19 protein-coding genes are annotated in these 21,374 nt (G+C 66.7%); 13 read left to right on the top strand and 6 right to left on the bottom strand.

Annotated elements, in window-relative coordinates:
- Window positions 1–4: 4 nt before the first annotated feature.
- Window positions 5–454: a type II secretion system major pseudopilin GspG gene (gspG, locus tag AC07R1_RS03575; RefSeq protein WP_011061045.1), complete on the bottom strand. Its 450-nt coding sequence runs from the start codon at window positions 452–454 to the stop codon at window positions 5–7.
- A 148-nt stretch (window positions 455–602) separates the two neighbouring features.
- Between gspG and gspI the strand changes: the two genes are divergently transcribed.
- The gene (gene gspI / locus AC07R1_RS03570; protein ID WP_011061044.1) at window positions 603–989 is read left to right on the top strand and encodes a type II secretion system minor pseudopilin GspI; all 387 of its coding nucleotides are present in this window, start codon (window positions 603–605) and stop codon (window positions 987–989) included.
- Between the two features lie 3 nt (window positions 990–992).
- Here the strand turns inward: gspI and AC07R1_RS03565 are convergent, their stop codons facing one another.
- Window positions 993–1,421 carry a type II secretion system protein N gene (locus AC07R1_RS03565; RefSeq protein WP_011061043.1) on the bottom strand — a complete coding sequence of 143 codons (429 nt, stop codon included), beginning with the start codon at window positions 1,419–1,421 and terminating at the stop codon, window positions 993–995.
- A gap of 130 nt (window positions 1,422–1,551) precedes the next feature.
- On the opposite strand from AC07R1_RS03565, the gene AC07R1_RS03560 reads away from it, so the two are divergent.
- The gene (locus AC07R1_RS03560; protein WP_011061042.1) at window positions 1,552–2,013 is read left to right on the top strand and encodes a GspH/FimT family pseudopilin; all 462 of its coding nucleotides are present in this window, start codon (window positions 1,552–1,554) and stop codon (window positions 2,011–2,013) included.
- Window positions 2,010–2,621, top strand: coding sequence for a type II secretion system minor pseudopilin GspJ (gene gspJ / locus AC07R1_RS03555; protein ID WP_011061041.1), 612 nt, complete (start codon window positions 2,010–2,012; stop codon window positions 2,619–2,621). The genes AC07R1_RS03560 and gspJ overlap by 4 nt, the downstream gene beginning before the upstream one ends.
- A 126-nt stretch (window positions 2,622–2,747) precedes the next feature.
- Here gspJ and AC07R1_RS03550 read toward each other — a convergent pair whose 3' ends face one another.
- From AC07R1_RS03550 to AC07R1_RS03540, 3 genes are read right to left on the bottom strand one after another with little or no spacing between them, the layout of a single operon-like run.
- Window positions 2,748–3,698 (bottom strand): FecR family protein, encoded by a 951-nt coding sequence (locus AC07R1_RS03550; RefSeq protein WP_015635428.1) that lies wholly within the window; start codon window positions 3,696–3,698, stop codon window positions 2,748–2,750.
- A gap of 37 nt (window positions 3,699–3,735) precedes the next feature.
- Window positions 3,736–4,281, bottom strand: coding sequence for an RNA polymerase sigma factor (locus AC07R1_RS03545; RefSeq protein ID WP_011061039.1), 546 nt, complete (start codon window positions 4,279–4,281; stop codon window positions 3,736–3,738).
- Window positions 4,278–4,934, bottom strand: coding sequence for an STN domain-containing protein (locus AC07R1_RS03540; protein WP_050783811.1), 657 nt, complete (start codon window positions 4,932–4,934; stop codon window positions 4,278–4,280). The genes AC07R1_RS03545 and AC07R1_RS03540 overlap by 4 nt, the downstream gene beginning before the upstream one ends.
- Before the next feature lie 244 nt (window positions 4,935–5,178).
- On the opposite strand from AC07R1_RS03540, the gene AC07R1_RS03535 reads away from it, so the two are divergent.
- The 3 genes from AC07R1_RS03535 to AC07R1_RS03525 all read left to right on the top strand — a co-directional run bounded on the left by AC07R1_RS03535 (window position 5,179) and on the right by AC07R1_RS03525 (window position 8,233).
- Window positions 5,179–5,493, top strand: a complete 315-nt coding sequence (locus AC07R1_RS03535; RefSeq protein WP_011061037.1) for a hypothetical protein — start codon at window positions 5,179–5,181, stop codon at window positions 5,491–5,493.
- A 286-nt stretch (window positions 5,494–5,779) separates the two neighbouring features.
- A complete protein-coding gene (locus tag AC07R1_RS03530) occupies window positions 5,780–7,144 on the top strand; it encodes an ArnT family glycosyltransferase (RefSeq protein WP_495110132.1) in 1,365 nt (454 codons plus the stop codon).
- Window positions 7,145–7,510: 366 nt separating this feature from the next.
- Window positions 7,511–8,233 carry an META and DUF4377 domain-containing protein gene (locus AC07R1_RS03525; RefSeq protein WP_015635425.1) on the top strand — a complete coding sequence of 241 codons (723 nt, stop codon included), beginning with the start codon at window positions 7,511–7,513 and terminating at the stop codon, window positions 8,231–8,233.
- A 97-nt stretch (window positions 8,234–8,330) separates the two neighbouring features.
- Here AC07R1_RS03525 and AC07R1_RS03520 read toward each other — a convergent pair whose 3' ends face one another.
- The gene (locus AC07R1_RS03520; RefSeq protein ID WP_495110131.1) at window positions 8,331–13,190 is read right to left on the bottom strand and encodes an NAD-glutamate dehydrogenase; all 4,860 of its coding nucleotides are present in this window, start codon (window positions 13,188–13,190) and stop codon (window positions 8,331–8,333) included.
- A gap of 547 nt (window positions 13,191–13,737) precedes the next feature.
- Between AC07R1_RS03520 and AC07R1_RS03515 the strand changes: the two genes are divergently transcribed.
- The 7 genes from AC07R1_RS03515 to AC07R1_RS03485 all read left to right on the top strand — a co-directional run bounded on the left by AC07R1_RS03515 (window position 13,738) and on the right by AC07R1_RS03485 (window position 21,197).
- Window positions 13,738–14,094 (top strand): hypothetical protein, encoded by a 357-nt coding sequence (locus AC07R1_RS03515; RefSeq protein WP_019094865.1) that lies wholly within the window; start codon window positions 13,738–13,740, stop codon window positions 14,092–14,094.
- A gap of 263 nt (window positions 14,095–14,357) precedes the next feature.
- Window positions 14,358–15,317, top strand: a complete 960-nt coding sequence (locus AC07R1_RS03510) for an AAA family ATPase (protein WP_003218556.1) — start codon at window positions 14,358–14,360, stop codon at window positions 15,315–15,317.
- A 5-nt stretch (window positions 15,318–15,322) separates the two neighbouring features.
- A complete protein-coding gene (locus tag AC07R1_RS03505) occupies window positions 15,323–16,264 on the top strand; it encodes a DUF58 domain-containing protein (RefSeq protein ID WP_011061032.1) in 942 nt (313 codons plus the stop codon).
- Window positions 16,261–16,755: a DUF4381 domain-containing protein gene (locus tag AC07R1_RS03500; RefSeq protein WP_011061031.1), complete on the top strand. Its 495-nt coding sequence runs from the start codon at window positions 16,261–16,263 to the stop codon at window positions 16,753–16,755. Before AC07R1_RS03505 ends, AC07R1_RS03500 begins: the two co-directional genes overlap by 4 nt.
- Window positions 16,748–17,824 carry a vWA domain-containing protein gene (locus tag AC07R1_RS03495; RefSeq protein ID WP_011061030.1) on the top strand — a complete coding sequence of 359 codons (1,077 nt, stop codon included), beginning with the start codon at window positions 16,748–16,750 and terminating at the stop codon, window positions 17,822–17,824. Before AC07R1_RS03500 ends, AC07R1_RS03495 begins: the two co-directional genes overlap by 8 nt.
- Window positions 17,821–19,566 (top strand): tetratricopeptide repeat protein, encoded by a 1,746-nt coding sequence (locus AC07R1_RS03490; protein ID WP_011061029.1) that lies wholly within the window; start codon window positions 17,821–17,823, stop codon window positions 19,564–19,566. Before AC07R1_RS03495 ends, AC07R1_RS03490 begins: the two co-directional genes overlap by 4 nt.
- Complete coding sequence (locus tag AC07R1_RS03485) at window positions 19,563–21,197, top strand: BatD family protein (RefSeq protein WP_495110130.1); 1,635 nt, start codon at window positions 19,563–19,565, stop codon at window positions 21,195–21,197. Before AC07R1_RS03490 ends, AC07R1_RS03485 begins: the two co-directional genes overlap by 4 nt.
- The last annotated feature ends 177 nt before the right edge of the window (window positions 21,198–21,374 follow it).

Here is a 21,374-nt window from a genome sequence, read left to right as displayed (position 1 = left end):
GGCCCTATAGTTGCCAGGAGCCGATATCGGCATTCACGCCGTCGCCGTCGGGCTGGCCATCGGCGCCGAGGGAAAACACATCCACTTCGCCGTTGGCACCGGGGTTGAGGTAGTGATACGGGCGGCCCCAGGGGTCATTGGGCAGACGTTCCAGGTAGGAGCGCCAGTTGCTGTCCTTGGCATTGGCCGGGCGCTCCACCAGCACCTTCAGGCCCTGGTTCATGTTCGGGTAGCTGCCGTGGTCCAGGCGATAGAGCTTGAGGGCCTGCATGAGCCCGGCGATGTCCTGCCTGGCCGCCGTGGCCCGTGCCTGGTCCGGGCGATCCAGGACCTTGGGCACCACCATGGCTGCCAGGATCCCGAGGATCACCACCACGACCATGATCTCGATCAGGGTGAAGCCACGCTGGCCGCGCAGGCCTCGGGGCGGGGATGTTACAGGCGCGATATCCATCTCGACATTCCTTGGCGTAAGTTCGATTCGTCGCGCAGTGTTGCAAGAAGATATGTCAGTGGTATTGAAAAACCTCGGGAGTTTCGGTCGCCATTCGGTCAAGCCCGCAGGCTAGTCTGCGAGGCTGTTTCCCGGTCTCGAGCGGCCCATGCAAGCCCTGCGCAAACAAGCTGGTTTCACCCTGATCGAAGTGCTGGTGGCCCTGGCCATCATTGCCGTGGCGATGGCTGCAGCGGTGCGCGTGGCGGGCCTGATGACCCAGAGCAATGGCCTGCTGCGGGACAAATCCCTGGCCTTGCTGGCGGCCCAGAGCCGGGTCGCCGAAGTGCGCCTGGAAGGCCGCCTGAACAGCGGCGTGAAGAACCTCGACTGCGACCAGGGACGGCTCAAGCTGCGCTGCGAAACCCGCATCGCCCCGGGCAGTGCGCCGGGGCTGGTGCGCGTGCAGGTGCAAGTCAGCGACCGCAGCCGCGAGGCGCCGCCGCTTGCGCGCCTGGAAACCCTGGTCAGCCGGCCGCAGGTACAACGCCAGTGAGGCCTAGCGGGTCAACCGCGGCAGCTCCGGCGAGTCCGGCAGCTTGCTGACCTTGATCCGCGACTGCTCGGCGCCGCGCTCGATCAGCACGCCGTCGGCCTCGATCGCAGCCAGGCGCACACCCTGGGTCAGGGTTTCCCCGGCCAGGAAGCTGCGCGGCGGGCCATCGTTCAGATGCAGGATCGCCACTGCGCCACGGGCCCCGGCCATGACCCCGGACACCTTGATCTGCACCTGGGCCGGCTGGTTGGCAAACCACTGCAGGGCCGGGTTGTCGGAACGCGCGGCCAGCACCTGGGGCGCCACCGCCGGGGTCTGGGATTCGGCCGGGGTCAGCAGCAGCGACGACCAGGTGGCGACCCCACCCAGGGCCGCCAGCAAGGCCGCGTACTGCAGCAGTCGAGGGGCATCAAGGCGCGGGGCGAATGACATGGCACGTAGCATCGGGGGGACCTCCTGTTTGTCCGTGCCCCCAGCCTACCGCTCAATTCTCACGGTTTTATTTCACCGGACGATCATCTGCGTCTGGCAGGCTGGTCCGAGGGCCAAGGAGTGCAATCCGATGCAGGCAGGCAAGCAACAAGGCTTCACCCTGATCGAGCTGATGGTGGTGCTGGTGATCATCGGCATTGCCAGCGCGGCCGTGGGCCTGAGCATCAAGCCCGACCCGCTGCAACTGCTGCGCAAGGACGCCGAGCGCCTGGCGCAACTGCTGCAAGTGGCCCAGGCCGAAGCCCGCGCCGATGGTCGGCCGATCACCTGGCGAGCCACGGCCAAGGGCTTTGCCTTCAGCCGCCACAGCGAATCCGGAGGCGGCATCGATGACTTGCGTGGCGACCCCCAACTGCGCCCCCGGGCCTGGGAAACCCCGGCGCTGCAAGTGCGCATCGAACCCAGGCAGCGCCTGGTATTGAACGCCGAATGGATCAACCCGCCGCTGCGCCTGGTGTTATCCGACGGCCAGCACAGCCTGAGCCTGGAACGCAGCGCCGCCGGCCAACTGCGGGTGGTGACCCAGCCATGAAGCGTCGGCAGCAGGGGTTCACCCTGATCGAAGTGATGGTGGCGATCATGCTGATGGCGGTGGTCAGCCTGATTGCCTGGCGCGGCCTGGACAGCGTCACCCGGGCCGACAGCCATCTCAAGGCCAGCACCGAACAGACCGAAGAACTGCTGCGCACCCTCAACCAGCTGGAACGTGACGTGGCCCTGCGTGCCGGCACCCAGCTGCGCGAGCCGGCCCTGGGCGACAGCGAAGAAGCCGAACCCGACAGCCCGGCCCCGCTGAGCGTGCGCAGCTCCGACAGCAAGGGCTTTCGCCTGGAGGTGATACGCAGCGCCGCCACCCCGGGGGAAGGCTTGCAACGGGTGCGCTGGTGGCTCAAGGGCGACACCCTGTACCGCGCCGTGGCCGAGCCCCGCGACCGCTACCCTTTGCCCGCGCCGCGCGACGGCGTGGCGGTGCTGAACCGGGTCAGCGACCTGCAAGTACGGGTCTGGGATGCCGACAAAGGCTGGCGCCAGCTCAGCGGCAACCGCCAAGACAGCCCCCAGGGCCTGGAGATCCGCCTGGTGCGCCAGACGCCCCAGGGCGAAGAGCGCTACCGGCAAGTGCTGGGGCCGTTGCAATAATCCTCTCACGTAGGAGCCGGCTTGCCGGCGAACCGCGTAGCGGCCAGGCCCTGAGAATTCGGCAAATAGCGCCGGCCCCTTCGCTGGCAAGCCAGCTCCTACAGGGGGCTGTTGGTGTTTCGCGGATCAGCTCAGGAGCACCACGCCGCCGGGCAATTCGGTGCACTTGGCACCGTAGGCGTCGCGGATCAGCAAGGCCACGCCAGCCAGCTGGTTGAGGTTGAAACGCGCCTGGACCTTGCGCTTGCCCAGTTCGGCATTGAGCAGCACCAGCATTCCCGGGCGGTAGCGATTGATCTCGCTGATCACCGTGTTGAGGCTGGCGTTGTCGAACACCAGGACCTGCTCGCGCCAGGCAATCACGCTGTGGATGTCCACCACCTGGGGCTCGCCGATGCTGCGCGGGTCGTAGGTCAGCTGGCGGCCGCTATCCAGGCCAATGCTGCGCCCGGCCACGTCCACTTGCAGGCTGCCTTCGATGCAGGTGACGCACACCTGGTGGTCGGTGTTGCGCAGGTTGAAGCGCGCCTGGCGCGCGCTGAGCCAGCCCTCGCCGGCCTGGACCTTGAGCGGCTGCAGGCGCTGGCTGAAGACTTCCACTTCGCCTTCCAGCAGTTCGATGCCCTGCTCGCCCGCGCCCAGGTCACGCCGGCTGATGCGGGTCTGGGTGTTGAGCTCCAGGCTCACGCCCTCGGCCAGATCCACCCGGCGCTGTTCGCCGACTTCGGTGGCAAAGTCGGCGGTCAATCCGGCAAAGCCGCCCGGCACCGTGAGCCGCACCATGAACAGCGCCGCCGAGGCCGCCAGGGCGCCGCCAAGAAAGGCCCGGCGGCCAAAGTGCCGCGGCCGCGCTTGCTGCTCCAGCAGCGCCGCTGCCGGTTGCAGGCAATGCCACAGGGCCTTGGTCTGCTCGAAGGCGGCCGCGTGCTGCGGGCTTTGCCCGCACCATTGGCGCAGCGCCCGGGCATCGGCGGCGGTGGCCCGCCCCGACGTCAGAAGGACCAGCCAGTCCCGGGCTTCGCTCAGCAACTGCTGGTCCGCCGAGGCCTGGGGTGTGGAGATGCTAAAAATGTTCAAGCGCGCAGGTACTCACGGATTGATCAGGGCTCTTTGTCTAGGACGGTTTTCCGGCCCCGGGACCGAACCGCTGAATGACTTTTCTTTCCAGGCGCAGGGCGCAATGGCCGAGGGCTGCCTTGAGTTCCTTCTCCACCATCCGTGTGGAAATGCCGAAGCGCTGGGAAATTTCCAGGTGCGGCGCCTCTTCCAGGCGCGCGGCAATGAAGATCTTGCGGCGCCGCGCCGGGAGTTCGTAGAGGGCCTTGAGCAGGGTCTGGATTTCCTTCTGGCCACCCACCACCCGCGAGGGGTCCTGGGCTTCGTCGGCGATCTGCAACAGCTCCTCGACCTCATCGCCGGTGAGCAGGCGGGCATCGGACTGGCGCCGGTCGGCGGCAATGTTCAGCGCCATGCGGTACAGGTAGGCATTGGGTTGCGCCAGGTTCGGCGGCTCTTCCATGCGGTCGACCCGCAGGTAGGTTTCGTGCAGGACGTCGTTGGCCAGGTCCTCGGACCCCAGGCGCCTGCGCAAGCGCACCCGAAAATCCTCGTAGGACGTCAGGAACAGCCTGACCATCGCACTGTGTCCGGTATTTTTCATACCCCGGAAGCTCCTTCCCATTCCTTGCAGTCCATGCGTTTCCCTGTCGTGTCCGGTATCAAGAGTAAGGTCAGCGGCTGGCGCAACGAGCTCGGTGCCTGGCGCTCGACCCGGGTCTGGGCCAGGCGCTGCACCAGCGCCTCATCCCGTTGCAGGTCGCCGGTGGAACTCACCAGGCGGCTGTGTTGCACCGCTCCGTCGCCGCCGATCCACAGTTGCAGCAAGGCGCGAAAGCTCCCCGGCCGAGTCAGCGCCGAGCCGCACAGGCTGCGTTCCACCGCCCGTTGCAGGGCGCTGGCGTAGCTGCTGTTGAGCCGCGCCGCACGACTGCCCGCCGCGCCGGGCTGCACGGCCGGCTGTGTGGCCTGCGGCACCTGCAGGGTGAAAGCATCGCTGCGGGCGTAGCGGGCCATCAGGCCACTGCCGGCCAACAACCGGCTCAGGCCTTCCCGGGCGCTGTAGTGACCGTTGATCCCCACCGAGCGCCGGCCCCGGGTCAGCTCCCGGTCCACCAGCACCGCCATCCCGGTGGCGCGGCTGAACAGCTCCAGGGCATCCGCCAGGTTCTGCGCCGGTATCTCCAGTGCCAGCAGGGCCTGTGAATCCACCCGCGGCGGCCCGCCGGGAGGGCCCTGGGCCCAGCCCGCCGGCATCCACAGCAGCAGCCCGAGCGCCACCACACAGGTCGCCAAGCCCCCGTGCAATGAAGTCCATCGCCCGACCTGCGCTCTGCGTCGCTGCACTGCGGTCCAATCCCTGAAAAGCGTCATCCTGAGGCCAGTTTATGAATCTGGTGTTACGGCCACGGCAAAAAAACCATCACTTTTTCAGGCCGGGCTTTGCACTACACTCGGCCGGCATCGAAGCCCGATTCCCCGGGCCAGCCAGGAGGCCAGGATGAAACGATTAAGCCGATACAGCGCAGCCCTGTGGCTGCTCAGCGCCCTGCCCTGGACGCTGCATGCCGAAGAAGCCAGCGAGGGCTGCGTGGAAGTCAGCGTCGGCGGCTACAAGGCCCCCGACTACAACTGCCTGAGCAAACAGATGGGCAACAACCCGGACGCAGTGAAGGCGGCCCAGGCCAACCAGCAGGCCCTGGAGGACCCGGTGAACAAGCGCCCACCGAATCAGGTCGGGCTCTCGACGCCGGCGGCCACCGGCGTGCGCATGGGCAACACCTTCGGCACCTCGGTCAAGCCGCAACGGCCCTGAACGGCGCCGTGGGCGGCCGATTGCCGGGCCGCTACCCGCCACCGGGCCCGTCCCAGGGCCCGCCTGGACAGCGGCGAAGGCAGCGGGCGACGGTCGCCCCGTGGCCAATCGCGCACTGCGCCGCGCCCCCTTGATCAGCCCCTGCCCGTATACCGGGCGTTAACCCCGGGCGCGCTAGATTGCCGAGCCTTGAACCCCGGTGCCGGCAACGGCCCCGAACACGGCGCGTGGATGGCGTTCGCCTGCCGGCCACCCTATCATTGGTGTTTTTTTGCGTGTTGGACGCATGGAAGACTATAAAAAGCTGATCCTGCAGCGCCCCTGCCAAAGCATTTTCCTGATTGCCCTCGCGCTGTTCATGGCGCTGCAGTACAAACCGGCAGTCCTCAACTACACCACGCGCTTCGTCGACTTTGCCGACTACATGCTGCAGCACGGCATGACGCTGTTCCCCATTGCCGACGATCTGCAGCCCTACCCCGACTACACCATCGCCAACACGGTGCTGGTCTATCTGGCGTCGCTGCCCTTCGGCCAGCTGTCCGTGCTGTCGATGGGCCTGCCCTTCTGCATCGCTGCGTCGCTGATGCTGGTGTTCATCTACAAGCTGGGGGCCCTGCATGAGCGCAAATGGGGCCTGTGCGGCGTGCTCTTTGCGCTGTTCACCTGGGCCTTCGTGGATAGCGTCAACTCCCTGGCCCTGGACATCTACCCCGCCCTGATCACCGCAGGCTGCTTCTACCTGGCCTACTCCGCCGACCTCAAGCAGCAGCGCGGACGCCTGGCGCTGGTGTTCCTCGGCCTGATCCTGGGCTTTGCCCTGCGCGGGCCGATCGGCATGATCGGCCCGGCACTGGTGGTCGGCAGCTATTACCTGCTGAGCCGGCAGTGGCGAACCCTGGTCGGGTTCTCGCTGGTGAGCGGCCTGCTGTTCGCCGCCGGGGTCACGCTACTGGCCTGGGCCGCCCACGTGCAGGGCGGCGATGCCTTCATGCAGCAAGTGCTGGAGATGCAGGGCCTGGGCCGGATCGCCAGCGATCACTCGCCGCGCTACTACTTCTACTTCAGCGCCGGGCTGATCACCTACAGCTTCACGGCGTTCTACGCCCTCTGCGTGATGGCCAGGAGCGGCCGCCAGTGGCTCGGCGCCCCGTCGCTGTCGGCGCCGCGCCTGCTGCTGCACCTGGGCGCCTGGTTCGTGGTGCTGATTGTGTTCTTCACCATCCCCAACTCGAAGAAGGCGCGTTACGTGCTGTCCATCACCCCGGCCATTTCCCTGCTGGCGGCCTACATCTTCATCGACCCCAACGGCCTGTTCAGCGCCACCCGCAGACGCCTGCTGCGCCTGTGCCTGAACCTGCCGACCATCGGCGCGTTCCTGGCGCTGCTGGTGCTGGGCTACAACAGCTTTGCCGCCCGGCCCCTGCAGCCCGACTTCGCCGGGGTGTTTTCAAGCTTTGCCCTGCTCAGCGGCGTACGCTACTGGATCGGCCGGCAGTACACCGGGCACCGGCATTACGAGGTCATCGTCCTGGCATTCGGCGTGGCGGCCTTTCTCTTGCTGGATGGGTTCTTCTTCAACGCCATCACCTATCATCTGGAACTGGCCAAAGAACCCACTCCCAAATTCCTGCCTTACTGGTTCTGGTAAGGCGGGCGTCCACACCTGGCCCGCAGCGCCCGGCCGGAAGCAGGCAACGGCGCTCACCGGCAGCGTGCAAGATTTGGTAACACTCCCGGGCACCCCCGGCGATGAAACCGAACTGGCACAGTGCTGTCACATCGCAATCGGTAACGGCGGAGGTCGCCCTGCGGCGGCTTGCGGCCCACGCAGCACTGGCCCGACGACCTCACCGCCACAGGTTACCGGCCTGGGCCTGCCCCCCATGCGGCAGGCCATACTCCATCAAGGCTGAAAGAGCGAACCATGAAGCAAAACATCCTCCTCGTATCCGTCTGTGCCGCCCTGCTCCAGGCCTGCACCCCGGCTTCCACCACCCCTGAAGGATCTTCTTCCATGCCCGCCAGCACTGCCTCCGTCAGCGCCCAGCCTGCGCTGTCCGCCTACTACTGGCAGCTGGTTGCGGCCCGCGATGCGGCGGGCAAGCCCGTCGCCGCCCTGGACAAGGGCATCGAGCGCCAGCTGCGCCTGACCTTCGCCGGGCAGAACCTGAGCATCAGCGGCGGCTGCAACCGCCAGTTCGGCGGCTTCCAGCATGAAAATGGCGTGCTCAAGGTACAGCCACTGGCCGCCACCCTGATGGCCTGCGAGCCGAAACTGATGGCCCTGGACGCACAAATCGCCAACCTGCTCAAGGGCGACCTGCGCACCACCTTCGGCGGCGACCAGTCGACCCCGACCCTGCAACTGGCCACCCAGGACGGCACCCTGCTCACGTTCGAAGGCCAGCCCACCCCGGAAACCCGCTACGGCAGCCAGGGCCAGACCCGCTTCCTGGAAGTGGCGGCCAAGACCGTCAAGTGCAGCCACCCGCTGATCCCCGACTTCCAGTGCCTGCAAGTGCGTGAGCGCCGCTACGACGACGCCGGCCTGCAGCTGCCGACCCAGGACACCTGGCACCCGCTGTACCAGTCCATCGAGGGCTACGAGCACCAGGACGGCGTGCGCAATGTGCTGCGGGTCAAGCAGTACGAGTGGAAGAATGCACCCGCCGATGCCCCGTCCAGCGTCTATGTGCTGGACATGGTGGTCGAGCAGGACGCCTCGGCGGCCCACTGAGCCGAGCCACCCGCCAGCCGGCACAAACCGACAGGCAATAAAAAAGCCCCGTATCGCAAGATACGGGGCTTTTTTGGTTCTGGGCGGGGTCAGGCCGTTACAGCACCGACTGACCGCTCATGGCCAGGTCCAGCAACTCGCGGTTGGCCACCGCATACATGGCGTAGTCGGTGCCGCTGGCGGCACGGATTTCCACCATCATGGCGCGCCAGCGATCGGCCATGCTCGCGTTCTGCTCCAGCCACAGGGCCACGCGGGCCTCCATGTCATCCGGCGCATCGGCCATCTGCAGGACCTTGATGGTGATCGCCCGCTGCTGCCAGTCCACGTCATCGCGGAAGGCTTCGCGCGCCGCCGCCTGCCAGTTGTTGGCCACCGGCAGATCGCTGATCTGCTGCAGGTACCACGGCAGGTCGAGGGCACTGCCCACGGCGAAGTAGGCCTTGGCCACTTCCGCCGCATCGTGGCCGGTCACATCGGCGGCCTCGATGATCGGCAGCAGGGTGTACAGGTGGGTAGTGCCTGCAACCATGCGCGCCAGCAACTCCGGCACACCGGCTTCGACATAGGCGGTGTAACGGGCTTGCCAGCCCTCGCGGGTCGGGCCTTCGAGCAGCTCGTCGAGCTTCAGGCCCAGGGCCGCCAGGTGCGGACCGAAGTGCGCAACGTCGCGCGCCGCATCCTGCTCGTTGCGCCGACTGCGCAGGAACCAGCGGGTGGCACGACGGCCCAGGCGCATCAGCTCGTCCATCAACGCCAGTTGCACTTCAGCCGAAACCTGGTGGTCCAGGGCTTCGATCTGACGGAACCAGTGCGGAAGGTGGAAGATGTCCCGCACGATCACATAGGCACCGGCGACGTTCGCCGGGCTCATGCCGGTGGACTCCTTCAGGCGCTGCACGAAGGTGATGCCCATGTGGTTGACCAGGTCGTTGGCGATCTGGGTGCTGACGATCTCGCGCTTGAGACGATGGCGACGCATGGCCTCGGAGAACTTGGCCACCAGGCTTGGCGGGAACGCGGTCTCCATGTCACGGGTCAGGTAGTCGTCATCCGGTACCAGGGACTTGAGCAGGGCTTCCTTGAGGTCGATCTTGCTGTAGGAAATCAGCACCGACAGTTCCGGACGGGTCAGGCCCTTGCCGGTGGCGGCGCGCTCGGTGAGCTGCTCCTCGGTCGGCAGGTACTCGATGGCGCGGTCCAGCTTGCCACGGCCTTCCAGGTCGCTCATCAGGCGCTTGTACTCGGCGGCACGCTCGTAGGCACGGCGCGCAGCCAGGGACAGGGCCTGGGTCTGCTTGTAGTTGTTGCCCAGCACCAGGCCGCCGACTTCGTCGGTCATGCTCGCCAGCAGCTGGTTGCGCTGCTTGTCGGTCATGTCACCGGCCTGCACCACTTCGTTGAGCAGGATCTTGATGTTCACTTCGTGGTCGGAGCAGTCCACGCCACCGGCGTTGTCGATGAAGTCGGTGTTGGAACCGCCGCCATTGAGGCCGAACTCCACACGACCCAGCTGGGTCATGCCCAGGTTGCCGCCCTCGCCCACCACCTTGCAGCGCAGCTCGTTGCCGTTGACGCGCAGAGCGTCGTTGGCCTTGTCGCCGACGTCGGCGTGGCTCTCGGTGCTGGCCTTGACGTAGGTGCCGATACCGCCGTTCCACAGCAGGTCCACCGGCGCCTTGAGCAAGGCGTTGAGCAGCTCGGTGGGGGTCAGCTTGTCGGCCTGGATGTCGAAGCGCTCTTTCATCTGCGGCGAGATGGCGATGCTCTTGGCGCTACGCGAGAAGATACCGCCGCCTTCGGACATGATGCTGGTGTCGTAGTCGCTCCAGGCCGAACGCGGCAGCGCGAACATGCGCTGGCGCTCGACGAAGCTGGTGGCCGGATCCGGGTTCGGGTCGATGAAGATGTGCAGGTGGTTGAACGCCGCCACCAGTTGCAGCTTGTCGGACATCAGCAAGCCGTTGCCGAACACGTCGCCGGCCATGTCGCCGACGCCGACCACGGTGATGCTGTCTTCCTGGACATTGATGCCGCGCTCGCGGAAGTGGCGCTGCACGCCAACCCACGCGCCCTTGGCGGTGATGCCCATCTTCTTGTGGTCGTAACCGGCCGAACCGCCGGAGGCGAATGCATCACCCAGCCAGAAGCCGTAGTCGATGGCAATGCCGTTGGCGATGTCGGAGAAGGTCGCAGTGCCCTTGTCCGCCGCGACCACCAGGTACGGGTCATCGTTGTCGTGACGCACGACGTTGGCCGGTGGCACCAGGGCGCCGTCTTTCAGGTTGTCGGTGATGTCCAACAGGCCGGAGATGAAGATGCGGTAGCAGGCGATGCCCTCGGCCGCGATCTCGTCCCGGCTGCCGCCCAGTGGCAGGCGACGGGGCAGGAAGCCGCCCTTGGCGCCCACGGGCACGATCACCGAGTTCTTCACTTGCTGGGCTTTTACCAGGCCCAGGACTTCGGTACGGAAGTCTTCTTCACGGTCGGACCAGCGCAGGCCGCCGCGGGCAACGTTGCCGAAGCGCAGGTGCACGCCTTCCACCCGTGGCGAGTAGACGAAGATCTCGAACTTGGGCACCGGTTTCGGTAGCTCAGGGATCGCGTGCGGGTTGAACTTGAAGCTGAAGTACGACTTGTTCTGGCCGTTGGCGTCGGTCTGGTAGAAGTTGGTGCGCAGGGTGGCCTTGATCAGGTCCAGGTAGCGCCGCAGGATGCGGTCTTCGTTGAGCACCTGGACGTCGTCCAGGGCGGTGAGGATCGCCTGCTCCAGACGCTGCTGCTTGTCTTCCAGGTCGTCGCTGGTGAGCTTGCGCGCCAGGTAGAAGCGGGTCTTGAACAACCGGGTCAACTCGCGGGCGATGTCGGTGTGGTTGTTCAGGGTGCTGGCGATGTAGCCCAGGTCGAAGCCCAGGCGGATCTGCTTCAGGTAGCGGGCGTAGGCACGCAGCAGCGCCACGTCGCGCCATGGCAGGCCGGCGGTCAGCACCAGGCGGTTGAAGGCATCGTTCTCGGCATCGCCGCGCACGATATGGACGAAGGCGTCCTGCAGCGTGTCGTTGAGCTGCTGGATGTCCAGGTCCAGGCCTTCGGCGGCGGTGAAGGCGAAGTCGTGGATCCAGAACTCACGGCCATTGTTGTGACGCAGGCGGTACGGGAATTCGCCCAGCACGCGCAGGCCGAGGTTTTCCAGGATCGGCAGCACGTCGGACAGCGCCAGCGGGGTGTCGGCGTGGTACAGCTTGCAGTGCAGCTCGCGCTGGCCGGAGACCTGGCCCAGGGGCTGGTAGAAGCTCATTACCAGCGGGTTGGCTTCGGTGAGGCTCAGCAGGTGCTGCATGTCCACCACCGCCGAATGGGCAGCGAAACGCTCGCGGTAGCCGGCCGGGAAGCCTTTGGGGAAGTCCGCCAGCACGTTGGTGCCGTGGGCTTCGCCGAAGCTTTCCACCACCAGGCTGGCGTAGTCGTCCTGCCAGCTGCGGCAGGCCTGCACCACTTCTTTTTCCAGCAGCAGCGGATCGATGTCGATGCGCTGCTTGGGGTCCACCCGCAGGATCAACTGCACGCGGGCCAGTACCGACTCGGAGAAGAAGGTCCAGAACTCGCAGTCGGTGGCTTGCAGGCGATCCATCAGCACTTGCTGGATCTTCTGCCGCACTTCGGTGGAATAGATGTCGCGCGGCACGTAGGCCAGGCAGTAGCAGAAACGACCGTAGGGGTCTTTGCGCAGGAACACGCGGATCTTGTTGCGTTCCTGGATCTGCACGATGGACATCACGGTGCTGAACAGCTCGTCCACCGGGGTCTGGAACAGATCGTCCCGTGGCAGCACTTCCAGGACCTGGGCCAGTTCCTTGCCCAGGTGCGCCTTGGCCTGGAAGCCCGAGCGCTGCTCGATGGCTTCGACCTTGCGGCGGATGTAAGGGATCACCCGCACGCTCTCGCCGTACACCGAAGAGGTGTACAGGCCCATGAAGCGGCATTCCTTGATGACCTTGCCGTCGGCATCGATCTGGCGGATCGAGACGAAATCCGGGTAGGCCGGACGGTGCACGCGGCTCGGGTGCGCGGCCTTGGCGAAGGACAGCGGCGTCGGTTCGCGCAGGTAGTTGACGGCGTAGTCTTCGATGCGCAGGTCATCGCTGGTCAGGCCGGCGCGCAGTAGCTTGGCCAGGCCGAGGAAGGAGTTCGGGTCATATTCGATATGCCCGCCGTCCTGGTCGGCGCCGACCACGAATTCTTCATAACCGAGGAAGGTGAAGTGGTTGCCCACCAGCCATTCGAGGAAGCTCTTGATCTCGGTCTTTTCTTCGGCGGCGATCGGGAACTGGCTGTTGTCGATGCTCTGGATCAGTTCCTGGACCTTGGCCTTCATCGGCTCGAAGTCGGCCACGGCGACCCGCACTTCGCCCAGTACCTGTTCCAGTTCCTTGCCCAGCACGCTGAGTTCGGCGGCGTTGGCGCAACGGTCGATCTCCAGGTACATCAGCGACTCTTGCTGGATGCCTTCGCCCTGGGTGCCCTTGGGCAGGATTTCCAGCAGCTCGCCCTTGCTGCCACGACGTACGCTGAGCACGGTGGTCTGCAGGGTGTGGATGCTGTAGCCGCGACGGTTGAGCTCGGTGCGTACCGAGTCCACCAAAAACGGCAGGTCGTGGTGCAGGACTTCCACAGCAGTGTGGGTCGACTGCCAGCCATGGCGTTCGTAATCGGGGTTGTAGACGCGGACCTGCGGTTGCCCGTGGTCGAAGCGCTCAAGCAGGCGCCAGGCAGAAAGGGTGCAGCCCGCCAGGTCGGACATGCGACGCTGGGTGAGTTCGTCCAGGGAAATGATGCCGAAGAATTGTTCAGCGAACAGCGCCACTTGTGGCAGTGCCTGTTCACTGATGTGCTGCGCCAGTGCCGCTTGCAGTTGGTGCTGGAAGTCGGCTTTGCTGGCTGCGGTGAAGAACGCCATCTGTGGTACTCCGCTTGGGCTTGTTATTGATGGAAGCGTCGCGTGCAAACCCCTCGCGGGGCGGTGCTGCATCCTGCTCCTGGTCTCGGGCAGAGGTAGCAGGATGACAGGTGGGTGAAGCTGGACGAGACGCACAGGTCACATTCACCTTCCGGGGATGGGCATCTGCAAAAACGACTGACGCTAGCCGGGAAACCGAGCGCAATGCCTTTACAGGTGACCATCACAAATCAGACGCAACCTATTGCACTAAGAACAAATTGTCCGCTGCGCAGCTTAACGAGTGCGATGTGACAGCTGCTTGCGATGCTGCGACATATTCGGTCAACGGCACGCAGCAGAACGCTCACGCTTTGAGCAACACTAGCAGCCGCGGTGGAAAAACCGGTTTTTTTCCCCGGATTCACGGTACTTGCGTACCAAAAGTGACTGCCGCAGCGATTGTGTTCACGACCTGTTCTCTGACAGACAAGCCAGCAGAAATTCCATCGGGCTGGCAGAATTGTTTCCTTTCTGCCCGCCCGGCCACTCTCTCAGGAATGCCCCCATGCACATGACCACCGCCCACCTGATCGCCAACCCCTGCGACGACGAAGAAGACAACATGGCCATGCTCTGCTGCCACAGCACCCAGGGCGAGATGTTCCTGATGAGCCGCTACCCGGACGAAGACGAACTGGAGATCACCCTCGACGGCGAGCCCTCGACCCTCGATGGCGTCAAGGTGACCCTGAGCCCCACCACCCTGCTGATCGAAATCGCCGCGGCCGACGCCGACGCCCTGAACGGCGCCGACCACCTGGAGATCCGCCACAGCACCGCTGCCTCGGACCTGGCCGAAGTAGAGGAAACCCTGCAGAACATCCTCAAGGGCACCGGCACCTACATCAGCCAGCTGTCCTGAGCGACAGCGCCCTTCCCGGTAGGAGCTGGCTTGCCAGCGAAGGCGTCTTCGGCTCCGCCGCAAACCCTGCCGGCCTCTTCGCCGGCAAGCCGGCTCCTACCGGGGGTCGCGTGGTGCTGAATAAAACACGGATTTTTTTCGACTAATTCGCCAAATCAGGTTTTCCCCGTTAGTCGCCGACCCCCGCTATGGATTAAAGTATCGCCCCCAGCCCCGACGTTCCCTCAACGCCCGGGGCGCACCCTCTCCAGGAACAGTCACCGATGGAACATCGTGAAGCGCTTTTGGCGCTGCGAACCTTTCTTTCAACGCAGATTCTCGGCCAGGAAAAACTCATCGAGCGCTTGCTCATCGCCCTGCTCGCCGACGGCCACATGCTGGTCGAGGGCGCTCCGGGGCTGGCCAAGACCAAGGCCATCAAGGAGTTGGCCGAAGGCATTGAAGCGCAATTCCATCGGATCCAGTTCACCCCCGACCTGCTGCCCGCCGACATCACCGGCACCGAGATCTATCGCCCGGAAACCGGCAGCTTCGTGTTCCAGCAAGGCCCGATCTTCCACAACCTGGTGCTGGCGGACGAAATCAACCGCGCCCCGGCCAAGGTCCAGTCGGCCCTGCTCGAAGCCATGGCCGAGCGCCAGGTCAGCGTCGGGCGCAGCACCTATGAACTGTCGCCGCTGTTCCTGGTGATGGCGACCCAGAACCCCATCGAGCAGGAAGGCACCTACCCGCTGCCCGAAGCCCAGCTCGACCGCTTCCTGATGCACGTCAAGATCGGCTTCCCGGACGCCGCCGTGGAGCGGCGGATCCTCCAGCAGGCCCGCGGCGAAGCCCTGAACGGCGAGACCAAGCCCGAGCGCCGGGTCAGCCAGCAGGCGATCTTCGCCGCACGCAAGGAAATCCTCGGCCTGTACATGGCCGATGCGGTGGAGGAATACCTGGTGCAACTGGTGATGGCCACCCGCACCCCGGCCAAGTTCGACCCGGAGATGGCCGAGTGGATCGCCTACGGCGCCAGCCCCCGCGGTTCCATCGCCCTGGACCGCTGCGCCCGGGCCCACGCCTGGCTCGCCGGCCGCGACTTCGTCAGCCCCGAAGACATCCAGGCCGTGCTGTTCGACGTACTGCGCCACCGCATCATCCTGTCCTTCGAGGCTGAAGCGGCCGGTATCGACCAGGACCGTGTGGTACAGCGCATCCTCGACGTCGTTGCCGTCGCCTGAAGCCCATGACCCAGCCCGTTGCCGAACCCGGCATTCGCATCACCCTCGGCGAGCTGATCGAGATGCGCCATCGCGTGCGCGAGGTGCAGCTGTTCTCCACCCCCAGCCAGCGCAGCCCGCTGATCGGCCTGCACCACTCCAAGCTGCGCGGGCGCGGCGTGGACTTCGACCAGGTGCGGGTCTACCAGGCCGGCGACGACGTGCGCACCATCGACTGGCGGGTTACCGCGCGCACCCAGGAACCGCACACCAAGCTGTTCCACGAAGAGCGCGAGCGGCCGATCTTCATCATGGTGGAACAGAGCCGCCAGCTGTTCTTCGGCTCCGGGCTGATGTTCAAGTCGGTGCTCGCCGCCCAGGCCGCGAGCCTGATCGGCTGGGCCGCCCTGGGCCATAACGACCGGGTCGGCGGGCTGGTCTACGGCGACGACGAGCACTACGAGATCAAGCCGCGGCGCAGCAAGCAGAGCCTGTTGCAGCTGCTCAACCGCCTGGTGCGGGTCAACCAGTCGCTGCACAGCGAAGCCCGGCCCCAGCGCGACGCCCTGGGCACCGCGCTGCTGCGCGGGCGCGAAGTCCTGCGTCCCGGCAGCCTGGTGATCGTGATCTGCGACGAACGCGCCCTGAGCGACGCCGCCGAGCAGCAACTGAGCCTGCTGTCGCGCCATTGCGACCTGCTGTTGATGCCCCTTTCCGACCCGCTGGACCACGCCCTGCCCGCCGCCGGCCTGCTGCGCTTTGCCGAACGCGGAGCCCAGCTGGAACTGGACACCCTGAACTACGACCTGCGCCAGGCCTACCGCGCCATGAGCGAAGCGCGCATCGCCCGCTGGGAACGCCTGGCGCAAAAGCTGCGGGTGCTGCTGATGCCCCTGAGCACCCAGAGCGAGATGGTCGAGCAGCTGCGCGAGTACCTCAACCCGCAGCGCCCCGGAGCCGGCCGATGAGCAGCCTGGAACAACTGCAACCGCTGCTGCCCCCGCCGGCGGTCAGCCTGTGGCCACCGGCCCCGGGCTGGTGGCTGCTGGCGATCCTGCTGCCGCTGCTGGGCCTGGCCCTCTGGCACTGGCGCCACCTGTGGCCGCGCAAGGCCGTGCGCGCCCGCAGCGAGCAGCCCCTGGACCCGGTGCGCCTGGCCGCCCTGGCAGAACTGGCGCTGCTGCCCAAGCCCTATGACGGTGCCCCCGCCGGCGCCTGGCTGCAGGCCTTGAATGCCCTGCTCAAGCGCCTGTGCCGCAACCATTACCCCTACAGCCAGAGCCACACCCTGAACGGGCGCAAATGGCTGGCGTTCCTCGACAACCGTTGCCCGGCCGCCGGCCTGACCCGCTGGATGGTGCTGGTGGAAGGCGCCTACAAGCCCGAATGCAAGCTCGACGACAAAGCCATCGCCGGCCTGACCCAGGCGGTGGACACCTGGATTCGCAAGCATGTTTGAGTTCGCCTGGCCCTGGGTCTTCGTCCTGCTGCCGCTGCCCTGGCTGCTGCGCCTGGTGCTGCCGGTGGCCGACAGCGGCGAGCCGGCGCTGAAAGTCAGTTTTCTCAGTGACCTGGAAGGCCTGTCCAAGCGCCGGGCCCGCGCCCACCTCCCGGCCTGGCGCCAGCAGGTGCGTTTCATCCTGCTCTGGCTCCTGCTGCTGTTGGCCGCCGCGCGCCCGCAATGGCTGGGCGACCCCTTGCCGGTGGCCGCCAGCGGCCGCGACCTGCTGGTGGCGGTGGACGTTTCCGGCTCCATGGATTTCCCCGACATGCAATGGCAGGACGAGGACGTCAGCCGCCTGAACCTGGTCAAGCACCTGCTGGGGGACTTTCTCGAACACCGCGAAGGCGACCGGGTGGGCCTGATCCTGTTCGGCAGCAAGGCCTACCTGCAGGCGCCCCTGACCTTCGATCGGCACACGGTGCGGGTCTGGCTGGATGAAGCGAAGATCGGCATCGCCGGCAAGAACACCGCCATCGGCGATGCCATCGGCCTGGCCCTCAAGCGCCTGCGCCAGCGCCCGGCCCAGAGCCGGGTGCTGATCCTGGTCACCGACGGCGCCAACAACGGCGGCGAGATCGCCCCCATCACCGCCGCCCGGCTGGCCGCCGAGGAAGGGGTGAAGATCTACCCCATCGGCATCGGCGCCGACCCGGAACAGAGCGCCACCCTCGGCGTGCTGGGCATCAACCCGAGCCTGGACCTGGACGAACCGGCCCTCAAGGAGCTGGCGCAAGTCACTGGCGGGCGCTATTTCCGCGCCCGGGACGGCCAGGAGCTGCAAGCGATCAAGCAAACCCTCGACCAACTGGAACCGGTGGCCCAGCAACCGACCCAGGCACGCCCGGCCCAGGCCCTGTACCACTGGCCCCTGGCCACGGCGTTGCTGCTCAGCGTGCTGCTGGTGCTGCGCGAGCGCTGGCCGCAGAACCCGCTGCAACGCTTCTTCACCCAGTCGAACTTCCTGCTGCCTGCCCATGACTGGCGCCAGCGGCTCAAGCGCCTGCGCTTGCGGAGGCGTCGATGATCAGCCTCTGGCCCCATTGGTTCCGCCCCGGCTGGTTGCTGGTGCTGCCCCTGCTGGCGCTGCTGCTGTGGAAGCTCTGGCACCGGCAGAAACGCGCCGGGCGCTGGCAGATGATCCTGCCCCCGGCCTTTCACGCCGCCCTGCTCAGCGGCGGCAATGGCCGCGAAAGCAAGCTGCCCTGGGTGGCCCTGGGCCTGGCCTGGCTGCTGGCAGTGCTGGCCCTGCTGGGCCCCAGCTGGCAGCGGGTGGAACAGACCAGCCAGAAACCCGCCGACCCGCTGGTGGTGCTGCTGGAGCTGACCCCGCAGATGCTCGCCAACGACGTGCCGCCCGATCGCCTGGAGCAGGCCCGGCACAAGCTGCTGGACCTGTTGCAACTGCGCAGCGACGCGCAGACCGCCATCGTGGTCTACGCCGGCAGCGCCCACACCCTGGTGCCGCTGTCCGATGACCTGGCCACCAGCCGCAACCTGCTGGACGCCCTCAAGCCGTCGATCATGCCCCAGGCCGGCCAGCGCGCCGACCTGGCCCTGCTCAAGGCCCTGAAGCTGCTGGACCAGGGGGCCCTGGGCCAGGGCCGGGTGCTACTGATGGCCTCCTCCCTCAACGAAGAGGAACGCCAGGGCATCCGCCAGGCGCTCAAGGGCGACGCCCCGCAGTTGCTGATGCTCGGCTTCGGCAGCCGCGACGGTGCCCCGGTGGCCCAGGAAGACGGCAGCTACCTCAAGGACGACCAGGGCGCGATCCTGGTATCGCGCCTGGACAGCCCGGACCTCAAGCACTTCATCGGCGACGTGGGCGGGCGCTACCGCCAGGCGCGCCTGGACGACAGCGACCTGCGCGGCCTGGGCCTGCTGGGCGGCCCGCAAGGCCTGCGCAGCGACGGCCAGACCCTGCGCCTGGATACCTGGGCCGACCAGGGCTACTGGCTGCTGCTGCCGCTGTTGCTGCTGGCCGCCTGCGCCGGGCGCCGGGGCTGGCTGTTCTGCCTGCCCCTGCTGCTGTTCGCCGTGCCACAACCGAGCTACGCCTTCGACTTCAATGACCTGTGGCTGCGCCCCGACCAGCAGGGCCAGCGGCTTCTGCAACAGCAGCGCCCGGCGGAGGCCGCGCGGCATTTCCAGGACCCGCAATGGCAAGGCGTGGCCTTGTACGAAGCCGGCAACTACACTGCCGCCGCCGAGCGTTTCGCCGAGGGCAACGACGCCCGCGCCCACTACAATCGCGGTAACGCCCTGGCCCGCAGCGGCGAGCTGGAAGCCGCCATCGACGCCTACGAGCAGGCCCTGGAACGCCAGCCGGACCTGCAACCGGCATTGCAGAACAAGGCCCTGGTGGAAAGCCTGCTGCAACAGCAACAGGCCCAGACGCAAACACCGCCACCGGCGAAGAAGCCGGACACCCCCGAAGGCGACGACACCCGCCCGGGCCCCAGCGGTGCAGCCACCCAGCCACCACCGGGCAGCAATGGCCCGCAGGACCCGGCACAGGCGCCGGCCAACGAAGGCGACACGCCGCCGCCGGATCCACAGGCCGCCGGCCACAGCGAAGTGCCCGGCAGCGAGCTGGACGACCAGCACACCACCACCCCGCTGCGCCCGGTGGAGGACAGCCTGGACGCTGAACACCAGCAGGCGCTGGAACAATGGCTGCGCAAGATCCCCGACGACCCGGGTGAATTGCTCAGGCGCAAATTCTGGTACGAACAGCAACAACATCAGGATCAGGGAAAAACTCGATGACCCGCTGCACCGCCCTACTGCTTGCCCTCGCGTTCTGCACTGGCCAGTCCCAGGCTGCCGGCCTGCTCGCCAGCCTGGACCGCAGCCAGGTCAATTCCGGGGAAACCGTCGAGCTGACCCTGGAGTCCACCGATGTCACCCAGTTCGGCAAGCCGGACCTGGCGCCCCTGGAGGCACAATTCGAGGTGCGCGGCACACGCCAGGTCAACCAGCTCAACGGCCTGGGGGACAACCACGCCAGTACCCGCTGGATCGTCACCCTGCTGCCGCGCCATACCGGCACCCTGGAAATCGCCCCGCTGCAACTGGGCAGCCTGCAGAGCCAGCCCCTGAGCCTGCAGGTCAACACCAGCCCGGCCCAGGACCAGAACGCCCGCCTGGAACCGGTGTTCATCGAAGCCGAGCTCGACCAGCCCAGCGTCTATGTCCAGGCCCAGGCCCTGCTGACCCTGCACATCTACCACTCGGTGCCGCTGTTCGACGACAGCAGCCTGAGCCCGCTGCTGCTGAGCGACACCCGGGTGGAACAGCTGGGCGAGCCGCGCACCTACGAAAAGCTCATCAATGGCGTGCGCCACGGGGTGATCGAGATGCGCTACGCGCTCTATCCCCAGCGCAGCGGGCCGTTGCAGATTCCCGCGCTGACCTTCAGCGCCACCCTGGCCAACCCGGACCCGGGCCAGGAAACCAGCTCGCAGACGCCCCGGGCCGGCAAGCTGATCCACGTCAGCTCCAGTGACATCAGCCTGCAGGTCAAGGCCAAGCCCGCCACCTACCCGGCCGACGCGCCCTGGCTGCCGGCCCGCAGCCTGAGCCTGAGCGAAAGCTGGAACCCGGAGCCCGAGCACCCTCAGGTCGGAGACTCCCTGACCCGCAGCCTGACCCTGCGCGCCGAAGGCCTGTTCAGCGCCCAGCTGCCGCCGCTGCCCCTGGCCGACGTCAATGGCCTGCGCAGCTACCCGGACCAGCCGCAGTTGAGCAACCAGCACGTTGAACAGGGCCTTCTGGGCATTCGCGAAGACCGCCAGGCGCTGGTGCCCACCCGCCCCGGCAACGTCGAACTGCCCGCCATTGAAGTGACCTGGTGGAACACCGTCGAAGACCGCCTGGAAAGCACCAGCCTGCCGTCGCGGGCCCTGCAGGTGGCGAACAACCCGAGCCTGGTGGTGGACACCCCGGCAGGCAACGCCCCGGCCGGGCCCGACAGCGGCAACCTGTGGCTGTGGCAACTGAGCACCCTGCTGCTGGCTTGCACCACCCTGCTGGGCTTCGGCCTGTGGTGGCGCGCCCGCTGGCAGCCGGCGGTGCTGCGCGCCACCCAGACCGGCCCCAGCCCGCGCTCGCTGCTGGACGACCTCAAGCGTGCCTGCCAGGCCAACGACCCCCAGGCCACCCGCCAGGCCCTGGACGCCTGGGCCCGGCAACAGCCCGAAACCCTGGCCGAAATGGCCGCGCGCTTCGTGCCGCTGTCCGACGCCCTGGACGGCCTCAACGGCGCGCTCTACAGCGAGACCGGCCAGTACTGGCAGGGCGAGGAATTGTGGCGAGCGATACGCGCCATCCCGATCGACGAACGGGTCCAGGACCCGGTGGCGGACACCACCAGCCTGCCGCCGCTGTACCCCAAGTAGCCGGCGCTTCGCGCAGCCCCCCGTAGGAGCCGGCTTGCCGGCGACCTCCCGCGCAGGAGCCGGCTTGCCGGCGAAAAGCCCCGTAAGCCATGCCGCGCCTGGGCGGGCCTGTTCGCTGGCGAGCCAGCTCCTGCAGCGCGTGCCCCCCACATTCAGCAGTGGCAACAGTGCACCAGA

This window comes from Pseudomonas sp. GW821-FHT07F01 (assembly GCF_059418825.1).
The sequence above is the reverse complement of the archived record's forward strand: the minus strand, read 5'-3'. Positions and strand labels throughout refer to the sequence as shown.